Here is a 15,219-nt window from a genome sequence, read left to right as displayed (position 1 = left end):
GACCCGAGAGGGACTCCCATGATCCGCCTCTACATGACCACGTCCCTCGACGGTTTCGTGGCCGGGCCGGACGACCGCCCCGGCCAGGAACTGGGCCGCGGCGGCGGCCGGTTGTTCGACTGGCTCGACCACCGCCACCGCGACGGCCCCAGCGGGCAGGTCTACCGCGAGGCGCTGGCGACCGGCGCGCTGATCACCGGCCGCCGCACGTTCGAGCTGGCCGGCCGGTGGGGCGGCGACCACCACGACGGCGTGCCGATCCACGTGCTCACCCACCACGTCGATCCCGCCGACACCCCGCCCGGCAGCGCCCGGTTCTTCACCGACGTCACGGCGGCGGCCGAGGAAGCACGCGCCGCGGCCGGCGACCGCGCGGTCATGGTGCACGGCGCCGGGGCCGCGCAGGCACTGCTGGCGGTGGGCCAGCTCGATGAAATCGAGCTCCACGTCGTCCCGGTGCTCCTCGGCGAAGGACGGCGGTTGTTCGCCGGCACGAAGGCCGAGCTCGAACTCGTCCGGCGCCTCGAGGACCGGGACGTGCTCCACCTGCGCTACCGGGTGCGGTGACCGGTCCCGGAGCCCGGGACCGGTCACGCGGATCAGTCCGCTTCCGGGAAGTGGATGTCGGTGACGTGCACGTCCACGACCTCGACGTCGAGGCCGAGGTACTGCTCGACGGCGCCGATCACGGCGACCCGGACCTGCTCGCCCACCGCCTTGACCGCGTGGCCGAACTCGAGCACCAGCGGGATGGTGATCCAGGCGACCTCGTCGGCCAGCTCGACGGTGATCCCGCTTTCGTCGACGCTGTGCACGCCTTCGGTCCGGGCGGCGATCCGGAGCACGATCTTGCCGACCACCCCGTCGGCGACCGTGGTGCTGCCCCGGGTACCCGCGGCCGGACGGCCCGCGGCCGGCGCGTCCTCGGTGACCGCTTCGGCGACGGGTTCGGCTTCGGCGGCCGGTTCGGCCTCCGCGACCGGTTCGTCGGCCGGCTCCTCGGCTTCGGCGACGGGTTCGTCGGCCGGCTTCTCGGCTTCGGCGACCGGTTCGGCTTCGGTCTCGTCCTCGGCGGTGTTGGGGTCCGTGTCGTCGTCTTCGGTGGCGGCAGCGTCTTCGTCGGCGGCGTCGGTGTCCGTCGCGGCTTCGCCGGAGTCCTCGGTCTCGGCGACGGCTTCGGCGTCCTCGTCACCGTCCTCTTCGGAATCGTCCGTCCCGGCCGAGTCGTCTTCAGTCGCGGCTTCGGCGGTTTCCGTGGTGGCTTCCGCCTCCGGTGCGGATTCCGTCTCCTCGGCGACGGCGTCCGCGTCGACGGTCTCGACGGCGGGCGCCTCGGCGACCACCACCGGCTCGGGCTCTACGGTGCCGTAGGCGTACCCGCCGGTGTTTTCGTTCTTGGGACGGCCGAAGATGCTGTTGATGACGTCGGACATGGTTTCCCTTTCCGGGCGCGACGACCTGTGGGGACGAGCAGACGGCGACATACTAGGGGCAGCGCCGTGATCCGCGGCACAGGGCCCCGGCATCGAGACTCGCTTGTGTCCCAACAGGTATCCCGCTATTCGGCGGGAAACGTTTCTTTCACGAAAACAGCCCGAGCGGGACACTCGACCCGAGCGCGCGATATCCCGCCGGGTTGAGGTGCAGGTGGTCGCCGACGTCGTAGGCCGGGAGCAGCTGAGCCGGCGCGGCGGGGTCGCGGGCCACCTTGTCGAAGTCCAGGAGCGCGTCGAAGTGCCCCGGCCCGCGGATCCACGCGTTCACCTTCTGCCGGGCCGCTTCGCGTTCCGGCACGTCGTAGGCCGTGTTGCCGCCGAACGGCGTGATCGTCGCGCCGTAGACGCTGATGTCCTGGGCGTGCGCGCGGACCAGGATCTGGTCGTAGGCGTCGATCAGCTGGTCGGCGACGGCCGCCGCGTCGGCCGGGGCCGCGGTGCCGATGTCGTTCACGCCCTCGAACACGATCGCCCACTCAACCCCGCTCGTCGACAGCAGATCGCGGTCGAGGCGGGCCAGCACGTTCGGGCCCAGCCCGTCCTGCAGGACGCGGTTGCCGCCCGCCGCCTCGTTCACCACGGACACCCCGTGCAACCGGGAAGCCAGCACGTTCGGCCAGCGGTCGTTCCCGTTCGTCGTCGACCCGCGGCCGTCGGAGATCGAGTCGCCGATCACCGCCACCGCGGACGCCGGGGAAAGAACCTCGACGCCACTGAAGAAGTACCAGTGGTCGACCGGGGTCGCGCCCGGCAGCTCGACGTCCGAAACGTGGTTGCCCGCCAGCAGGTACGACGTCGTGCGCGAACCCGGGTGGGAGGTGATCGACGTCGAAGCCTGGCCGTTCGCCAGGTACGCCGTCACCGCGATGTTCTCCAGGGCGCGCACCGGGAAGGGCAGCGGGTCGGACACGACCTGGGCGCCCTGCGGGACCACCGTCGACGGCTTGCCGTGGAACGTCACCCGGACCACGCTGCCCGGGACCACGGCGGATACCCCGGCCGCTCCGGAGAGCGGGCGCGCCACCGAGACCGCGGTCAGCGGCAGGGGCGCCCCGCCGAAGGCGTTGGAGAACCGCAGCCGGATCCGCGGGCCGCCGACGGTCACCTGCGCCGTCTCGCGCACCGACGCGTTGTCGAGCACCCGGTCGGTGCCGGTGAACGGCGCCGGCGGCAGGTTGCCCGGCTCGGTCAGCTGGGGCATCGACGTCCAGGTCGCCACCCAGTGCGACGGCGCGGGACGGCCGGAGGCACCCACGAAGAGGGCGGTCAGCACGACCAGGAAACCGATCACGAGCGGACGCTTCATGACGAGAACTCCGGGGCCAGGACCCGGTCGAAGCCGACGAAGCGGCGCGGCCCGGTCAGCGTGCAGTGCAGGGTGGCGACGATCTGCTCACTCGAGGTCCCCACCCGCAGCTCGACGTCGCCGGGGTCGACCTGGCGGCGGCCGGCCCGGCCGGTGTAGGACGTCAGGTCCGCGTGCAGTGCGATGTCGAGGACCGTCGTCTCGCCCGGCGCGACGGTGACGCGGCGGGCCGCGATCAGCTGGCGCTCGGGGCGGACGACGTCGGCCACCGGGTCGTGCAGGTACACCTGGACGACTTCGGACGTCTCCCGCCGGTGGTCGTTGCGCAGTGTCACCCGGACCCGGCACACGCCGTCGGTCGGCCAGAGCGAGCCGGTCGCGCTGACGTCCAGCCAGGTCACCGGGGCGTAGGACAGCCCGTGGCCGAACGGGAACAGCGCGGTCGGGTCCACTGTGGACACTTCGCTGCGGCGGCCGAGCGGCGCCGCCAGGTAGGTCGACGGCTGGCTCGCGCCGGCCGCCGGGAAGCTCACCGGCAGCCGCCCGGCCGGGTCGATCCGGCCGCTGAGCACGTCCGCCAGCGCGGGCGCGCCCTCCTCGCCGGGGTAGAAGCCGCACACGATCGCGGCCAGCCGGGGGAGCTGCCGGGACAGCTCGTACGGCCGCCCCGAGAGCAGGACGAGCACCACCGGCTTGCCCGTGTCCAGCAGGGCGTCGAGCAGTTCCTCCTGGCGGCCCGGCAGCCGCAGGTCGGGTGCGTCGCAGCCTTCGCCGGACGTCCCGCCGCCGAACAACCCCGCCCGGTCGCCCAGCACGGCCACGCACACCGACGCTTCCGCGCACGCCGCCACCGCCTCCGCGATCCCGTCGTCGTCCCCGCCGGTGACCGGGCAGCCCTCGGCGTAGGTGACGTCGTAGGAGGAACGCAGGGCCTCGAGCACGGTCGGCACCGAGACGCCGAACGGGACGTCGGGGTGGTGGACGCCGACGTGCAGCGGGAACGAGTAGCAGCCGAGCATCGCGCCGGGCGTGTCCGCGCGCGGCCCCACCACGGCGATCCCGGTGCCGGGCGACAGCGGGAGCGTGCCGTCGTTGTGCAGCAGCACGATCGAACGCTCGGCGACTTCGCGGGCCAGGGCTCGCGACTCCGCGTCGTCGAGGTCGATCTCCTCGGGCACCTCGGGTGCCCAGTCCGCGTCGAGCAGGCCCAGTTCGCACTTCTGCCGCAGCACCCGTTCGAGGGCGCGGTCGACGGCGGCGACCTCGACCGCGCCCTCTTCCACCGCGGCGAGCAGCGGCTCGCCGTAGCAGTCCATCGTGGGCAGTTCGACGTCGATGCCCGCGGTGAGGGCCTGCCGGGCGGCGTCGCCGCGGTCGGCCGCGACCCCGTGCAGCCGGTGCAGGAACGCCACCGCGAAGTAGTCGGCGACGACCGTGCCGTCGAAGCCGTAGGTGTCCCGCAGCAGGTCCGTCAGCAGGCTCGGGTCGGCGGCCGACGGGATGCCGTCGGTGTCGGTGTAGGCGTTCATCACCGAGCGGGCGCCCGCGCGCAGGGCCAGCTCGAACGGCGGCAGCAGGACGTCGGCGATCTCCCGCGGTCCGGCCGAAACCGGCGCCAGGTTGCGCCCGGCGCGCGAAGCGGAGTACCCGACGAAGTGCTTGAGCGTGGCGACGATGCCGGCCGACTCCAGGCCCGCGACGTACGCGCTGCCGATCGTCCCGACCAGGTACGGGTCCTCGCCGATGGTCTCCTCGACCCGCCCCCAGCGCAGGTCGCGGGCGACGTCGAGGACCGGCGCGAGACCCTGGTGCACGCCCAAGCCCCGCATGGTCCGCCCGATCTTCGCCGCCATCCGGCGGACCAGGTCCGGGTCGAAGGTCGCGCCCCACGACAGCGGCGCGGGGTAGATCGTCGCCTGCCACGCGGCCAGGCCGGTCAGGCACTCCTCGTGCACGACGGCCGGGATGCCGAACCGGCTGCTGGTCACGATCTGGCGCTGGGTGCGGGCGAGGCTGCGCGCCCCGATCACCGGGTCGACCGGCCGGGTGCCGAACGCGCGGGTCAGCTGCCCGATGCCGTGGCGGACCAGGTCGTCGAGGTCGACCGCGGCGTCGACGAAGTCGTGCTGGTGCGGCGCCATCTCGCCGCCCGAGTCGATGCCGACCCAGACGCCGTAGAGCTGGGCGAGCTTCTCGCGCAGGGTCATCCGCTCCATCAGGACGCGGACTCGCTCGCCCGGGTCGGCCGCGGGGTCGCGCCACGGCTCTCCGGCCGTGGTGGGCTGCGTGGTCAAGGATTTCCGCCCTTCGTCTGGGGAGGCGTGGGAACGGCTCAGGCGATGGCGCGGGTCGAATGCCGCACCACCAGGCCGGTGTCGAGGGTGACGTGGGTCGGCCCGACCTCGTCGCCGTTGATCAGCGCGATGAGCATCCGGATCGCCCGGTGGCCCATCTCGCGGATCGGCTGGTCCACTGTGGTCAGTGGCGGGCTGCAGAGCGCGGACTCGGGCACGTTGTCGAACCCCACCACGGACAGGTCGCCGGGCACGGTGAGCCCGAGCTCACGGGCCGCGCCGACGGTCGCGATGGCCGAAATGTCGTTCGCGGCGAACACCGCGGTCGGCCGGTCCGGCCCGGTCAGCAGGTCGTGGGCCGAGGCGGCGGAGACCTCCGGGTCGTAGGCGCCGATCCGGATCAGGTCCTCGTCCGGGGTGATGCCCGCGGCCGTCAGCGCGCGCAGGTACCCGGTCTTGCGCAGCTCGGCCGACTGCAGGTCGGGGCGGCCGGCGAGGAAGGCGATCCGCCGGTGCCCCAGCTCCAGGAGGTGCTCGGTGGCCAGCTGCGCGCCGCGCAGGTTGTCGGAGTCGATGGTCGGCAGGTGCGACGGCCCGGTGTGCGGGTCGACCGCGACCACCGGCGTGCCGGGCACGGCTTCCAGCGACACGGCCGGGGTGACCAGCACGGCACCGTCGACGAGGGTGCCGCTCAGCCGGGAGAGGTAGCGCTTCTCCCAGCCCACCGGGTCGCCGGTGCGCCCGCCCGCGGAGTAGACGACCAGTTCGAAACCGCTGCCGCGGATGGCGTCCGCGGCCCCCTTCAGCAGCTCGGTCGAGAACGGTTCGAGGTCGGCGACCAGGATCCCGATGACGTTCGTCCGGTGGTTTCTCAGGCTCTGCGCCACGAGGCTCGCCTCGTAGCCGAGTTCTTCGATGACGGCACGGACGCGCGCGAGCGTCGCGGCGGAGACGCCGTAGCGCTCGTTGATCACTTTGGAGACCGTGGCCACCGAGACGCCGGCCCGGGCGGCGACGTCACGGATGGTCACCCTCGAACTGGGCTGCATCGGCTCAGACTAACCATGGAAAACGTTATCGACAACGATTGACATCCCATTTGCCCGGGGAGCAGACTCTTCGCCAACCCGGGCGCAGTCGCCCCGTCCAACTCGGCCGAAGTCGTCAGGAGTGGACCCACGATGTCTCTGAAACACCGGATCCCCGTTCTCGCCGCCCTGGCGGCCGTCGTCCCGCTCGCCCTCGCCGGGTGCAGCGGGAGCGGCGACACCCCCGCTCAGCAGCAGCCGAGCGGCCCGGTCACGCTGACCTGGTGGCACAACGGCACCACCGACCCGATCAAGTCGGTCTGGGCGCAGGTCGTCGCCGACTACCAGAAGGCGCACCCCGAAGTCACGATCAAGGCCCAGCCGCTGCAGAACGAGGACTTCAACACGAAGGTGCCCCTTGCCCTGCAGTCGGCCGAGCCGCCGGACATCTACCAGTCCTGGGGTGCCGGCGACCTGGCCGGGCAGATCACCTCGGGCAAGGTCGCCGACATCACCGGCGACACCAAGGCGTGGATCGAGCAGGCCACCGGCAAGTTCGGCGAGAAGTGGCAGGTCGACGGCAAGCAGTACGGCGTGCCGTTCACGCAGCACTTCGTCGGCTTCTGGTACCGCAAGGACCTGTTCCAGCAAGCGGGCATCACCACCCCGCCGAAGACCATGGACGAGCTGAACACCGCCGTCACGGCGCTGAAGGCCAAGAACATCGCGCCGATCTCGGTCGGCGGCAAGGACCGCTGGCCGGATGCCTTCTACTTCAACTACTTCGCCATCCGCGAATGCTCGACCGCGGTGCTCCAGCAGTCGGTGAAGGCTGTCAAGCTCGAGGACCCGTGCTGGACGAAGGCCGGGCAGGACCTGAAGAACTTCCTGGCCACCCAGCCGTTCCAGACCGGGTTCGCCGGCACGCCCGCCCAGCAGGGAGCGGGCAGTTCCGCCGGTCTCGTCGCCAACGGCAAGGCCGCGATGGAGCTGCAGGGCGACTGGGAGCCCGGCACGATGTCGTCGCTGACCGAGGACAAGGACCTGGACTCGAAGCTCGGCTGGTTCCCGTTCCCGACCGTGGCGGGCGGGCAGGGCGACCCGGCGGCCGCGCTCGGCGGCGGTGACGGTTTCGCCTGCACCACGCGTGCTTCCAAGGCCTGCACGGCCTTCCTGCAGTACCTGGTCAGCGAGCCGGTGCAGACCGAGCTCGCCGCGAAGGGGACCGGCCTGCCCGTGAACGTCGCGGCCGCGAAGTCGCTGAAGACCGACGTGCTCCGGCAGGTCAACGACTACGGCACGAAGGCGCCGTACGTGCAGATGTACTTCGACCGGGCGTTCCCGACGGCGGTCGGCGCCGCGCTGAACGACGCGGTGGCCAACATGTTCGCCGGCCAGGGCACCCCCGAAGGCATCGTGACCGCCGTCAACCAGGCCGCGGCGGGCAACAAGTGACCACGGCGACGACCCCGGCGCGGGCGGCGGCGCGGCCGCCCGCACCGGCGGTCCACGCCCGGGCGAAACGCTCCGGCCTCGGCAAACGGCTGGAGCTGGTGGTGCTGCTCGGGCCGGCCCTGCTGGTGTTCGCCGGGTTCGTCCTGGTGCCGATCGGGATCGCCGCCTTCTACAGCCTGTTCAAGTGGAACGGCTTCGGCGCGCTCGACGACTTCGTGGGCTTCGACAACTACGCCGACGCGTTCAACGGCAAGGTGTTCCAGAGCGCCATCGTGCACAACCTGATCATCGCCGGGTTGTCGATCGTGGTGCAGCTGCCGCTGTCGATCGGGCTGGCGATGCTGCTCAACCGGAAGCTGCGGGGCCGCGCCGTGCTGCGCGCCCTGGTGTTCGCGCCCTACGTGCTGTCCGAGGCGATCACCGCGGTCATCTGGTCGCTCATGCTGCAGCCGGGTGCGTTCGCCGACCAGGTGCTCAAGGCCGTGGGGCTGGGCGGTGCCGTCCACCAGTGGCTGGCCGACCCGGGCATCGTGCTCTACACGATGTTCGCGGTGATCACCTGGAAGTACATCGGCTTCGGCATCATCCTGCTGCTCGCCGGCCTGCAGGGCGTGCCGGCCGAACTGCGCGAAGCCGCGGCACTCGACGGCGCGTCGGCGTGGCAGACCACCCGGCACGTCGTGCTGCCGCTGCTCGGCCCGACGATCCGGATCTGGATCTTCCTGTCGGTGATCGGCTCGCTCCAGCTGTTCGACGTCGTCTGGATCATGACCACCGGCGGCCCGGCGAACGCCTCGACGACGATGGCGACCTACCTGATCGACCACGGCTTCAAGCGCTACGAGTTCGGGTTCGGTTCGGCGGTGGCGGTGATCCTCTTCGTCATCTGCTTCCTGTTCGCCCTGCTGTACCAGCGGTTCGCGCTCCGCCGGGACACCCAGGGCGCCCTGACCAGGATGGTGGGCTGATGCGGTCCGGCAAGTTCGGCCTGTCGATGGGCTACCTCGCGGCGATCGTCATCGTCGGCGTGACGGTCGTGCCGTTGCTGTTCGTGGTGCTCGGCGGGTTCCGCACCAACGCCCAGATCAACACCGACCCGGCCGGGCTGCCCGGCCCGTGGGTGACCGACAACTACGCCTCGGTCCTGGGCTCGAGCGCGTTCTGGACGTTCCTGGGCAACAGCGCACTGATCGCGGTGATCGCGACCGCGCTCGCGGTCGCGCTCGGGTCGATGGCCGGGTACGCCCTCTCGCGGTACCAGTTCAAGGGCCGGGAGGCGTTGTACACGCTGTTCACCATCGGCTTGCTGTTCCCGCTGACGGTGGCGACGCTGCCGCTGTACCTGTGGCTGCGCCAGCTGGGCATGCTCGAAAGCTTCTGGGGGGTGGCGATCCCCGAGGCGGCGTTCTCGCTGCCGGTGACGATCGTGATCCTGCGGCCGTTCATGCACGCGATCCCGGGCGAGATCGAGGACGCGGCCGTGCTCGACGGCGCCACCAGGCTCGGGTTCTTCTGGCGGATCCTGTTGCCGTTGTCGACGCCCGCGCTGACCACGGTCGCCGTGCTGGCCTTCGTGACGAGCTGGAACGCCTACCTGCTGCCGCTGCTGGTGTTCAACGACTCCGGCCACTTCACGCTGCCGCTCGGCGTCGCGATGTTCCAGTCCCAGTTCTCCCAGGACACCGCCCGGGTCCTCGCGTTCACCGCCTTGTCGGCGATTCCGGCGCTGGCGTTCTTCGTGCTCGCCGAACGGCGGATCGTCGGCGGGCTGACCGGATCCGTGAAGGGCTGACTCAGGAGGTCTGCCGTGCCGTCCGAGGTCCATCGTCGTACCTTTCTGCAACTACTCGCTGTGGCCGGTGCGGCGGGGTCCGTAGCCGCGCCGGGCCTCGCCGAGGCCGGGACCGGTTTCCCGTTGGTGTCACGGGGAAAGGCCGCGACGATCGTGGTCGGCTCGGGCGATCTCCCCGGCGTGCGGCGGGTGGTGGGCGACCTGGCGGCCGACGTCGAACGCGTCACGGGCGTGCGGCCCGCGGTGTCGTTCGACGTCGTGCCCGCGCAGGGCCCGGTGGTCGTGGTCGGCACCCTGGGCCACAGCCCGCTGGTCGACGGCCTGGTCGCGGCCGGGAAGCTCGACGTCACCGGGATCGCCGGGAAGTGGGAGACGTCGCTGAGCCAGGTCGTCGACGGGCGGCTGGTGCTCACCGGCAGTGACCAGCGCGGCGTGATCTACGGCGTCTACGAGGTGTCCCGCCGTATCGGCGTTTCGCCCTGGTACTGGTGGGCGGACGTGCCGCCGCGGCGGCAGGCCGAGCTGCACCTGCCGCGTGAGCGGTTCAGCCTCGGCACCCCGCACGTGAAGTACCGCGGGTTCTTCATCAACGACGAAAACCCGGCCCTGGGCACCTGGGCCCCGGCGTACTTCGGGCCGGGCCAGGCACCCGGTTTTCCCAACGGCTTCAACCACCTCTTCTTCGCCAAGGTCTTCGAGACCATGCTGCGGCTGCGGGCCAACTACCTCTGGCCGGCGGTGTGGGGGCGCGCGTTCGCCGAGGACGACCCGCTCAACCACGCCACGGCCAAGGAGTACGGCATCGTCATGGGCACCTCGCACGAGGCGCCGATGATGCGCGGGATCGAGGAGTGGAACCGGCACGCGGTGCCCGCGGTCCGCGACGCGGCCGGGAACATCACGACGCCGGGGCACGACCCGTACGGCGGCACGGGGGAGTGGAGCTTCCGCCGCAACGGCGAGGCGATCAAGGCCTACTGGACCGACGGGATCCGCCGGATGGTCCGCGAGGACTTCGAAGGCGTCGTCACGCTCGGCATGCGCGGCAACGGCGACGTCGGCTTGCCCGACGGCGACGGCATCGAGCTGATGAGCGAGATCATCGCCACCGAGCGCGAAATCCTCGCCCGCGAGACCGGCCGCGACCTCACCACGGTGCCGCAGGTGTGGACGCTCTACAAGGAAGTCCAGCGGTACTGGGCCAAGGGCCTGCGGCCGCCGGACGACGTCATCGTCGTGTTCACCGACGACAACTGGGGCAACATCCGCAAGATGCCCGACCGGTCGCTGCCGCCGCACCCCGGCGGGTACGGGCTGTACTACCACTTCGACTACGTCGGCGGCGGCCGCAACTACAAGTGGGTCGACACCGCGCTGCTGGCGAACACGTGGGAGCAGCTGCACCAGGCGGCTGCCTACGGCAACGACCGGCTGTGGGTGGCGAACGTCGGCGACATGAAGGGCAACGAGCTGCCGCTGCAGTTCTTCCTCGACTACGCCTGGGACCCCGGCGCGCTGCCGGTCGAGCGCCTGTCCACCTGGGAGCGTTCGTTCGCCGAGGAGAACTTCGGTGCGGCCTTGGCGGCGGACATCGCCGGCGTGCTGCACGACTACGGGCGGCTGCAGTCGCGCCGCAAGCCGGAGCTGCTCAACCGCCGGATCACCGTGGACGCCGCCGGGACGATCACCTACGACGACCAGATGACGCCGTTCAGCCTGGTCGACTACCGCGAGCTGGACCGGGTCACCGGCGAGTGGCGCGACCTGGGGGCGCGGGCGGCGAAGATCGCGGTGCGGCTGCCCGCCGGGTACCGCGACAGTTTCTACGAGCTGGTGGGCTACGAGGTCGAGGCAACGGCCAACCTCTACGCGCTGCGACGGGCCGAGTTCACCAACCTGCTGTACGCGGCGCAGGGCCGGGCCTCGGCCAACGGCCTCGCCGCCGTCACGGAGGCCCGCTTCGCCGACGACCTCGCCCTGGCGGAGAAGTACAACACCGGCATCGCCGGCGGCAAGTGGAAGGGCTTCCAGACCCAGCCGCACATCGACTACGGCGACGTCGCCCGGTACGGCCCGAACGCGCCCTGGCAGCAGCCGGAGCTGAACAACGTGGCCCTGCCGGACGTCATCTTCCCGGCGGTGAAACGCCTGGAGCTGCCGGCCGCCGCGGCGCTGGGGGTCGCGGTCGACGGCTCCCCGGACGCGTGGCCGGGTGCCCCGGGGCACCCGGTGCTGCCGGAGTTCAGCCCCTACCAGAGCGCGCCACCCCAGTACGTCGACGTCTTCAACCGCGGCCGGGAACCGTTCCGGTGCACCGTTTCCACCGGTGCGCCGTGGGTGCAGGTGGAGCCACGCGGCGGCCGGGTCACCGAGGAGCTGCGGATGACGGTGCGGATCGACTGGGCCCGGGCGCCGAAGGGCACCACGACGGTCCCGGTCACGGTGACCGGCGCGGGCACGTCGGTGGTGGTGGACGCGGTGGTGCACAACCCGGTGTTGCGGCCCCGCGGGTTCGTCGAGGCCGGCGGGTACGTGTCGGTGGAGGCCGAGCACTGCAGCGCGAACGTCGGCGCGGCGGACGTGGCGTGGCGGCGGATCCCGGACATCGGGCGCACGGGCGCGGGGATGACGCCGTTCCCGGTGACGGCGGCGAGCCGGGCGCCGGGATCGGGGCCGCGGCTGGAGTACCGGATGACGCTGTTCACTACGGGCCCGGTGACGGTGTGGGCGTACCTGTCCCCGCGCAACAACGTGCTGCAGGGCGACGGGCTGCGGTACGCGGTTTCGTTCGACGACGCCGAACCGCAGGTCGTGAACATCACGAAGGCGACCGGAGCCGACGACACCTCGATGAACCGCCAGTGGGAGCGCACGACGTCGGACAACGTGAACCTCACCTCGACCCGGCACGTGGTCGAGGCGGCGGGCCCGCACGTGCTGAAGTTCTGGATGGTGGACCCGGCGGTGATCGTCCAGAAGCTGGTGGTCGACACGGGCGGCCTGCGGGCGAGCTACCTGGGGCCGCCGGAGAGCGTGCGGTGGCCGTGGTGAGCGCGCAGCTGCTCACCGCGGCACGGGGACGGTGGCCGGCGCCGCGCCCGCCGGCCGGTGGTCCCCGTTACTGGCTACCGCCGGCCGCCCGACAGGACGCGGTAGCCCTGGTGGGCCGGGGCCGCCGTGCTGTGGCGGACCACCAGGCTGGTCGCCAGCTCCAGGCGGTGACTCTCCGGATCCACGCCGCGGGCCAGGGAAATCGCCAGGCGGGCTCCGGCCGCCGCCATCTCCTGGAGGGGCTGGCGGACCGTCGTCAGCTCCGGGGTCAGCCAGCGGGCGATCGGCAGGTCGTCGAAACCCACCACCGAAAGGTCGTCCGGGATGCGCAGCCCCGCGTCACGCGCGGCCTCGTACACGCCGAGTGCCTGCAGGTCGCTGCCCGCGAACACCGCCGTCGGCCGGTCGGGGAGGGTGAGCAGTGACGCCAGCTCCCGGTAGCCCGACCGGACGTGGAAGTCGCCGCGGCGGACCAGCGCCGGGTCGAACGCCAGGCCGGCCGTCTCCAGCGCCGTGCGGTAGCCGTCGATCCGGGCCCGGCTGCACAGCACCCCCTCCGGCCCGCCGATCATCGCGATCCGGCGGTGACCCAGCTCGATCAGGTGCCGGGTGGCGGTCAGCCCGCCCTGCCAGTTCGTGGCCCCGATCGAGGGCGTCTCCGGCCCGGGCGCGCCCGCCGGGTCGACCACGACCAGCGGGATGTCCCGCGCGCGGAGTTTCGCCAGCTGCCCGCCGGTGAAGTCGGAGCAGACCGAGACGATGCCCACCGGCCGCCGGGCGAGCACGCTCTCCAGCCAGCTCTGCCCCGGCGTGTGCCGGCCCGACGAGTCGGCCAGCACCACCGCCATTCCGTTTTCGCGGGCGACGCACTCGACGCCGCGGATGATTTCCAGCGCCCAGGTGCTTTCGAGTTCGTGGAACATGAGTTCCAGCAGCCGGGAACGACGGGAGCGTTCGTCGGCCCGGCGCCGGTAACCGTATTTCCCGATGACCGCTTCGACGCGGGCACGGGTGGTTTCGGCGACGTCGGGCCGACCGTTCAGCACTTTCGAAACAGTCGGCACGGAAACACCGGTCTCGGCGGCGATCCGGGCGATGGTCACCCGGGATGCGCTCGGCTCGAGATCGTCGGACTTCGTTGTCATGCAGGAGATTCTAGGTCATCGAAACCTGATTTGAAACGGTTGGAAACTTTCGGAGCTCCATTGTCACGCGGAGGATGAAGATGTCGCGAAGAATTCCTAAGAAAACTGTCCTGATGGCGGTTGTGGCCACGCTGGGTATTGCGGTGTGGCAGGCGCCAGCGGCATCGGCGGGGCCGGCTTCGGTGCCGCTGCAATACACCACGAACCGTTACGTCGGCAGCGCGGTGGCGGCGGCGTACCTGGCTTCGGAAACCGATTACCGGGCGGTGCTCACCCGGGAATTCGACAATGTGACGCCCGAGAACGAGATGAAGTGGGGCACGGTCGAAGCCGTGCGGGGCCAGTACGACTGGTCCGGTGCGGACGCCATCGTCCAGTACGCGCAGACCCACCACAAGACCGTCCGCGGGCACACGCTGGTCTGGCACTCCCAGCTCCCGGACTGGGTCGCCGCGCTGCCCGCCGACGAGCTGCGCCGGGTCCTGCGCGACCACATCACCACGGAAGTCAAGCGGTACAAGGGGAAGATCCGCGCCTGGGACGTCGTCAACGAGATCTTCAACGAGGACGGCACCCGGCGTGACACGGTCTTCCGGCAGAAGCTCGGCGACGGCTTCGTCGCCGACGTGTTCCGCTGGGCGCACGCCGCCGACCCGCACGCGAAGCTGTACCTCAACGACTACAACATCGAAGGGATCAACCCGAAGAGCGACGCGGTCTACGACCTGGTGAAGACGCTGCGGCGGCAGGGCGTGCCGATCGACGGCGTGGGCATTCAGGGGCACCTGTCGATCCAGTACGGCTTCCCGGGCGAGTACCGCGAGAACCTGGCGCGCTTCGCCAAGATCGGCGTGGAGACCGCGGTCACCGAGGCGGACGTCCGGATCCCGACCCCGCCCGACGCGGCGAAGCTCGCCACCCAGGCGAGTTACTTCGGGCAGCTGTGGGACGGCTGCCACGCGGTCCGCAAGTGCGTCGAGTTCACGACGTGGGGCTTCACGGACCGGCACTCGTGGGTCCCGGACGTCTTCCCGGGCGAGGGCGCGGCCTGCCTGTTCGACGAGAACCTGCGCCCGAAGCCGGCGTACTTCGCCCTCAACCCCTGACCGGACCGGGACGCAGCCCGCGTTCGGTGAGCGCGGCGAGGATGCGGGGGACCGCATCGAGGGTGGCCGGGCGGCCTTCGTGCATCAGCACGACGCCGCCCGGCTCCACCTGCCCGGCCGCGGCGACGATCTCGTCGGCGGTGCAGCCGGCCCAGTCGCGGGTGTCGACGCTCCACAGCACCTCGGTGAGCCCGTGGGCGGCGATCGTCGACGCCACCGCGGCGTCCGTGTCGCCGTAGGGCGGCCGGAACAGGGCCGGCCGCAGCCCGGTCAGCCGGGTCAGGAGGTCCTGCGTGCGCCGGACCTCCTGGTCGCGGTCGGGAGCGGGCAGCGTGGTCAGCTGCGGGTGGGTCCACGTGTGGTTGCCGATCGCGTGCCCCGCCGCGGCGATCGCCCGGACCAGGTCCGGGTGCGCCGCGGCGTGCTCGCCCCACAGGAAGAACGTCGCCCGCGTGCCGCCGAGCGCGGCCAGCAGCGCCGGGGTCGTCTCGGGGTGCGGGCCGTCGTCGAACGTGAGCGCGACCGTGTCCATCCGTCCAAGATCAC

12 protein-coding genes are annotated in these 15,219 nt (G+C 71.4%); 6 read left to right on the top strand and 6 right to left on the bottom strand.

From position 1 onward, the window contains the following. The first annotated feature begins 18 nt into the window (after positions 1 to 18). Positions 19 to 567 carry a dihydrofolate reductase family protein gene (locus AB0J55_RS18360; RefSeq protein ID WP_364249274.1) on the top strand — a complete coding sequence of 183 codons (549 nt, stop codon included), beginning with the start codon at positions 19 to 21 and terminating at the stop codon, positions 565 to 567. A 32-nt stretch (positions 568 to 599) separates the two neighbouring features. On the opposite strand, the gene AB0J55_RS18355 is transcribed toward AB0J55_RS18360, so the two are convergent. From AB0J55_RS18355 to AB0J55_RS18340, 4 genes are all read right to left on the bottom strand, one after another. Next, positions 600 to 1,433, bottom strand: a complete 834-nt coding sequence (locus AB0J55_RS18355; protein ID WP_364249272.1) for an Asp23/Gls24 family envelope stress response protein — start codon at positions 1,431 to 1,433, stop codon at positions 600 to 602. A 148-nt stretch (positions 1,434 to 1,581) separates the two neighbouring features. Next, on the bottom strand, positions 1,582 to 2,802 hold the full coding sequence (locus tag AB0J55_RS18350) for an SGNH/GDSL hydrolase family protein (protein ID WP_364249270.1): 1,221 nt from the start codon (positions 2,800 to 2,802) through the stop codon (positions 1,582 to 1,584). Beyond that, a complete protein-coding gene (locus tag AB0J55_RS18345) occupies positions 2,799 to 5,096 on the bottom strand; it encodes a glycoside hydrolase family 3 N-terminal domain-containing protein (RefSeq protein WP_364249268.1) in 2,298 nt (765 codons plus the stop codon). The genes AB0J55_RS18350 and AB0J55_RS18345 overlap by 4 nt, the downstream gene beginning before the upstream one ends. Before the next feature lie 38 nt (positions 5,097 to 5,134). Further along, a complete protein-coding gene (locus tag AB0J55_RS18340; protein WP_364249266.1) occupies positions 5,135 to 6,145 on the bottom strand; it encodes a LacI family DNA-binding transcriptional regulator in 1,011 nt (336 codons plus the stop codon). A gap of 132 nt (positions 6,146 to 6,277) precedes the next feature. Here AB0J55_RS18340 and AB0J55_RS18335 point away from each other — a divergent pair, with 132 nt between their 5' ends. From AB0J55_RS18335 to AB0J55_RS18320, 4 genes are all read left to right on the top strand, one after another. Continuing rightward, a complete protein-coding gene (locus tag AB0J55_RS18335; RefSeq protein ID WP_364249264.1) occupies positions 6,278 to 7,579 on the top strand; it encodes an extracellular solute-binding protein in 1,302 nt (433 codons plus the stop codon). Then, on the top strand, positions 7,576 to 8,547 hold the full coding sequence (locus tag AB0J55_RS18330) for a sugar ABC transporter permease (protein WP_364249262.1): 972 nt from the start codon (positions 7,576 to 7,578) through the stop codon (positions 8,545 to 8,547). Before AB0J55_RS18335 ends, AB0J55_RS18330 begins: the two co-directional genes overlap by 4 nt. Beyond that, positions 8,547 to 9,371 (top strand): carbohydrate ABC transporter permease, encoded by an 825-nt coding sequence (locus tag AB0J55_RS18325; protein WP_191309490.1) that lies wholly within the window; start codon positions 8,547 to 8,549, stop codon positions 9,369 to 9,371. Before AB0J55_RS18330 ends, AB0J55_RS18325 begins: the two co-directional genes overlap by 1 nt. A gap of 126 nt (positions 9,372 to 9,497) precedes the next feature. Beyond that, the gene (locus AB0J55_RS18320; RefSeq protein WP_364249260.1) at positions 9,498 to 12,422 is read left to right on the top strand and encodes a glycosyl hydrolase 115 family protein; all 2,925 of its coding nucleotides are present in this window, start codon (positions 9,498 to 9,500) and stop codon (positions 12,420 to 12,422) included. Between the two features lie 74 nt (positions 12,423 to 12,496). Here AB0J55_RS18320 and AB0J55_RS18315 read toward each other — a convergent pair whose 3' ends face one another. After that, entirely contained in the window at positions 12,497 to 13,567 is a 1,071-nt protein-coding gene (locus tag AB0J55_RS18315) for a LacI family DNA-binding transcriptional regulator (protein ID WP_364249258.1), read from the bottom strand. A gap of 113 nt (positions 13,568 to 13,680) precedes the next feature. Between AB0J55_RS18315 and AB0J55_RS18310 the strand changes: the two genes are divergently transcribed. Further along, on the top strand, positions 13,681 to 14,673 hold the full coding sequence (locus tag AB0J55_RS18310) for an endo-1,4-beta-xylanase (protein ID WP_364249256.1): 993 nt from the start codon (positions 13,681 to 13,683) through the stop codon (positions 14,671 to 14,673). On the opposite strand, the gene AB0J55_RS18305 is transcribed toward AB0J55_RS18310, so the two are convergent. After that, positions 14,663 to 15,205 (bottom strand): polysaccharide deacetylase family protein, encoded by a 543-nt coding sequence (locus tag AB0J55_RS18305; protein WP_364249254.1) that lies wholly within the window; start codon positions 15,203 to 15,205, stop codon positions 14,663 to 14,665. The genes AB0J55_RS18310 and AB0J55_RS18305 overlap by 11 nt on opposite strands. Positions 15,206 to 15,219: the final 14 nt, after the last annotated feature.

The sequence above is a fragment of the Amycolatopsis sp. NPDC049688 genome (assembly GCF_040674975.1).
GTDB lineage: Bacteria > Actinomycetota > Actinomycetes > Mycobacteriales > Pseudonocardiaceae > Amycolatopsis.
Note: the sequence above shows the minus strand (reverse complement) of the source record. Positions and strands in the feature narration are given on the sequence as shown.

Excerpts from the sequence above, each read along its gene's own strand:
- AB0J55_RS18360 (WP_364249274.1), top strand. The coding sequence starts at position 19 with ATGATCCGCCTCTACATGACCACGTCCCTCGACGGTTTCGTGGCCGGG.
- AB0J55_RS18355 (WP_364249272.1), bottom strand. The coding sequence starts at position 1,433 with ATGTCCGACGTCATCAACAGCATCTTCGGCCGTCCCAAGAACGAAAAC.
- AB0J55_RS18350 (WP_364249270.1), bottom strand. The coding sequence starts at position 2,802 with ATGAAGCGTCCGCTCGTGATCGGTTTCCTGGTCGTGCTGACCGCCCTC.
- AB0J55_RS18340 (WP_364249266.1), bottom strand. The coding sequence starts at position 6,145 with ATGCAGCCCAGTTCGAGGGTGACCATCCGTGACGTCGCCGCCCGGGCC.
- AB0J55_RS18335 (WP_364249264.1), top strand. The coding sequence starts at position 6,278 with ATGTCTCTGAAACACCGGATCCCCGTTCTCGCCGCCCTGGCGGCCGTC.
- AB0J55_RS18325 (WP_191309490.1), top strand. The coding sequence starts at position 8,547 with ATGCGGTCCGGCAAGTTCGGCCTGTCGATGGGCTACCTCGCGGCGATC.
- AB0J55_RS18315 (WP_364249258.1), bottom strand. The coding sequence starts at position 13,567 with ATGACAACGAAGTCCGACGATCTCGAGCCGAGCGCATCCCGGGTGACC.
- AB0J55_RS18310 (WP_364249256.1), top strand. The coding sequence starts at position 13,681 with ATGGCGGTTGTGGCCACGCTGGGTATTGCGGTGTGGCAGGCGCCAGCG.
- AB0J55_RS18305 (WP_364249254.1), bottom strand. The coding sequence starts at position 15,205 with ATGGACACGGTCGCGCTCACGTTCGACGACGGCCCGCACCCCGAGACG.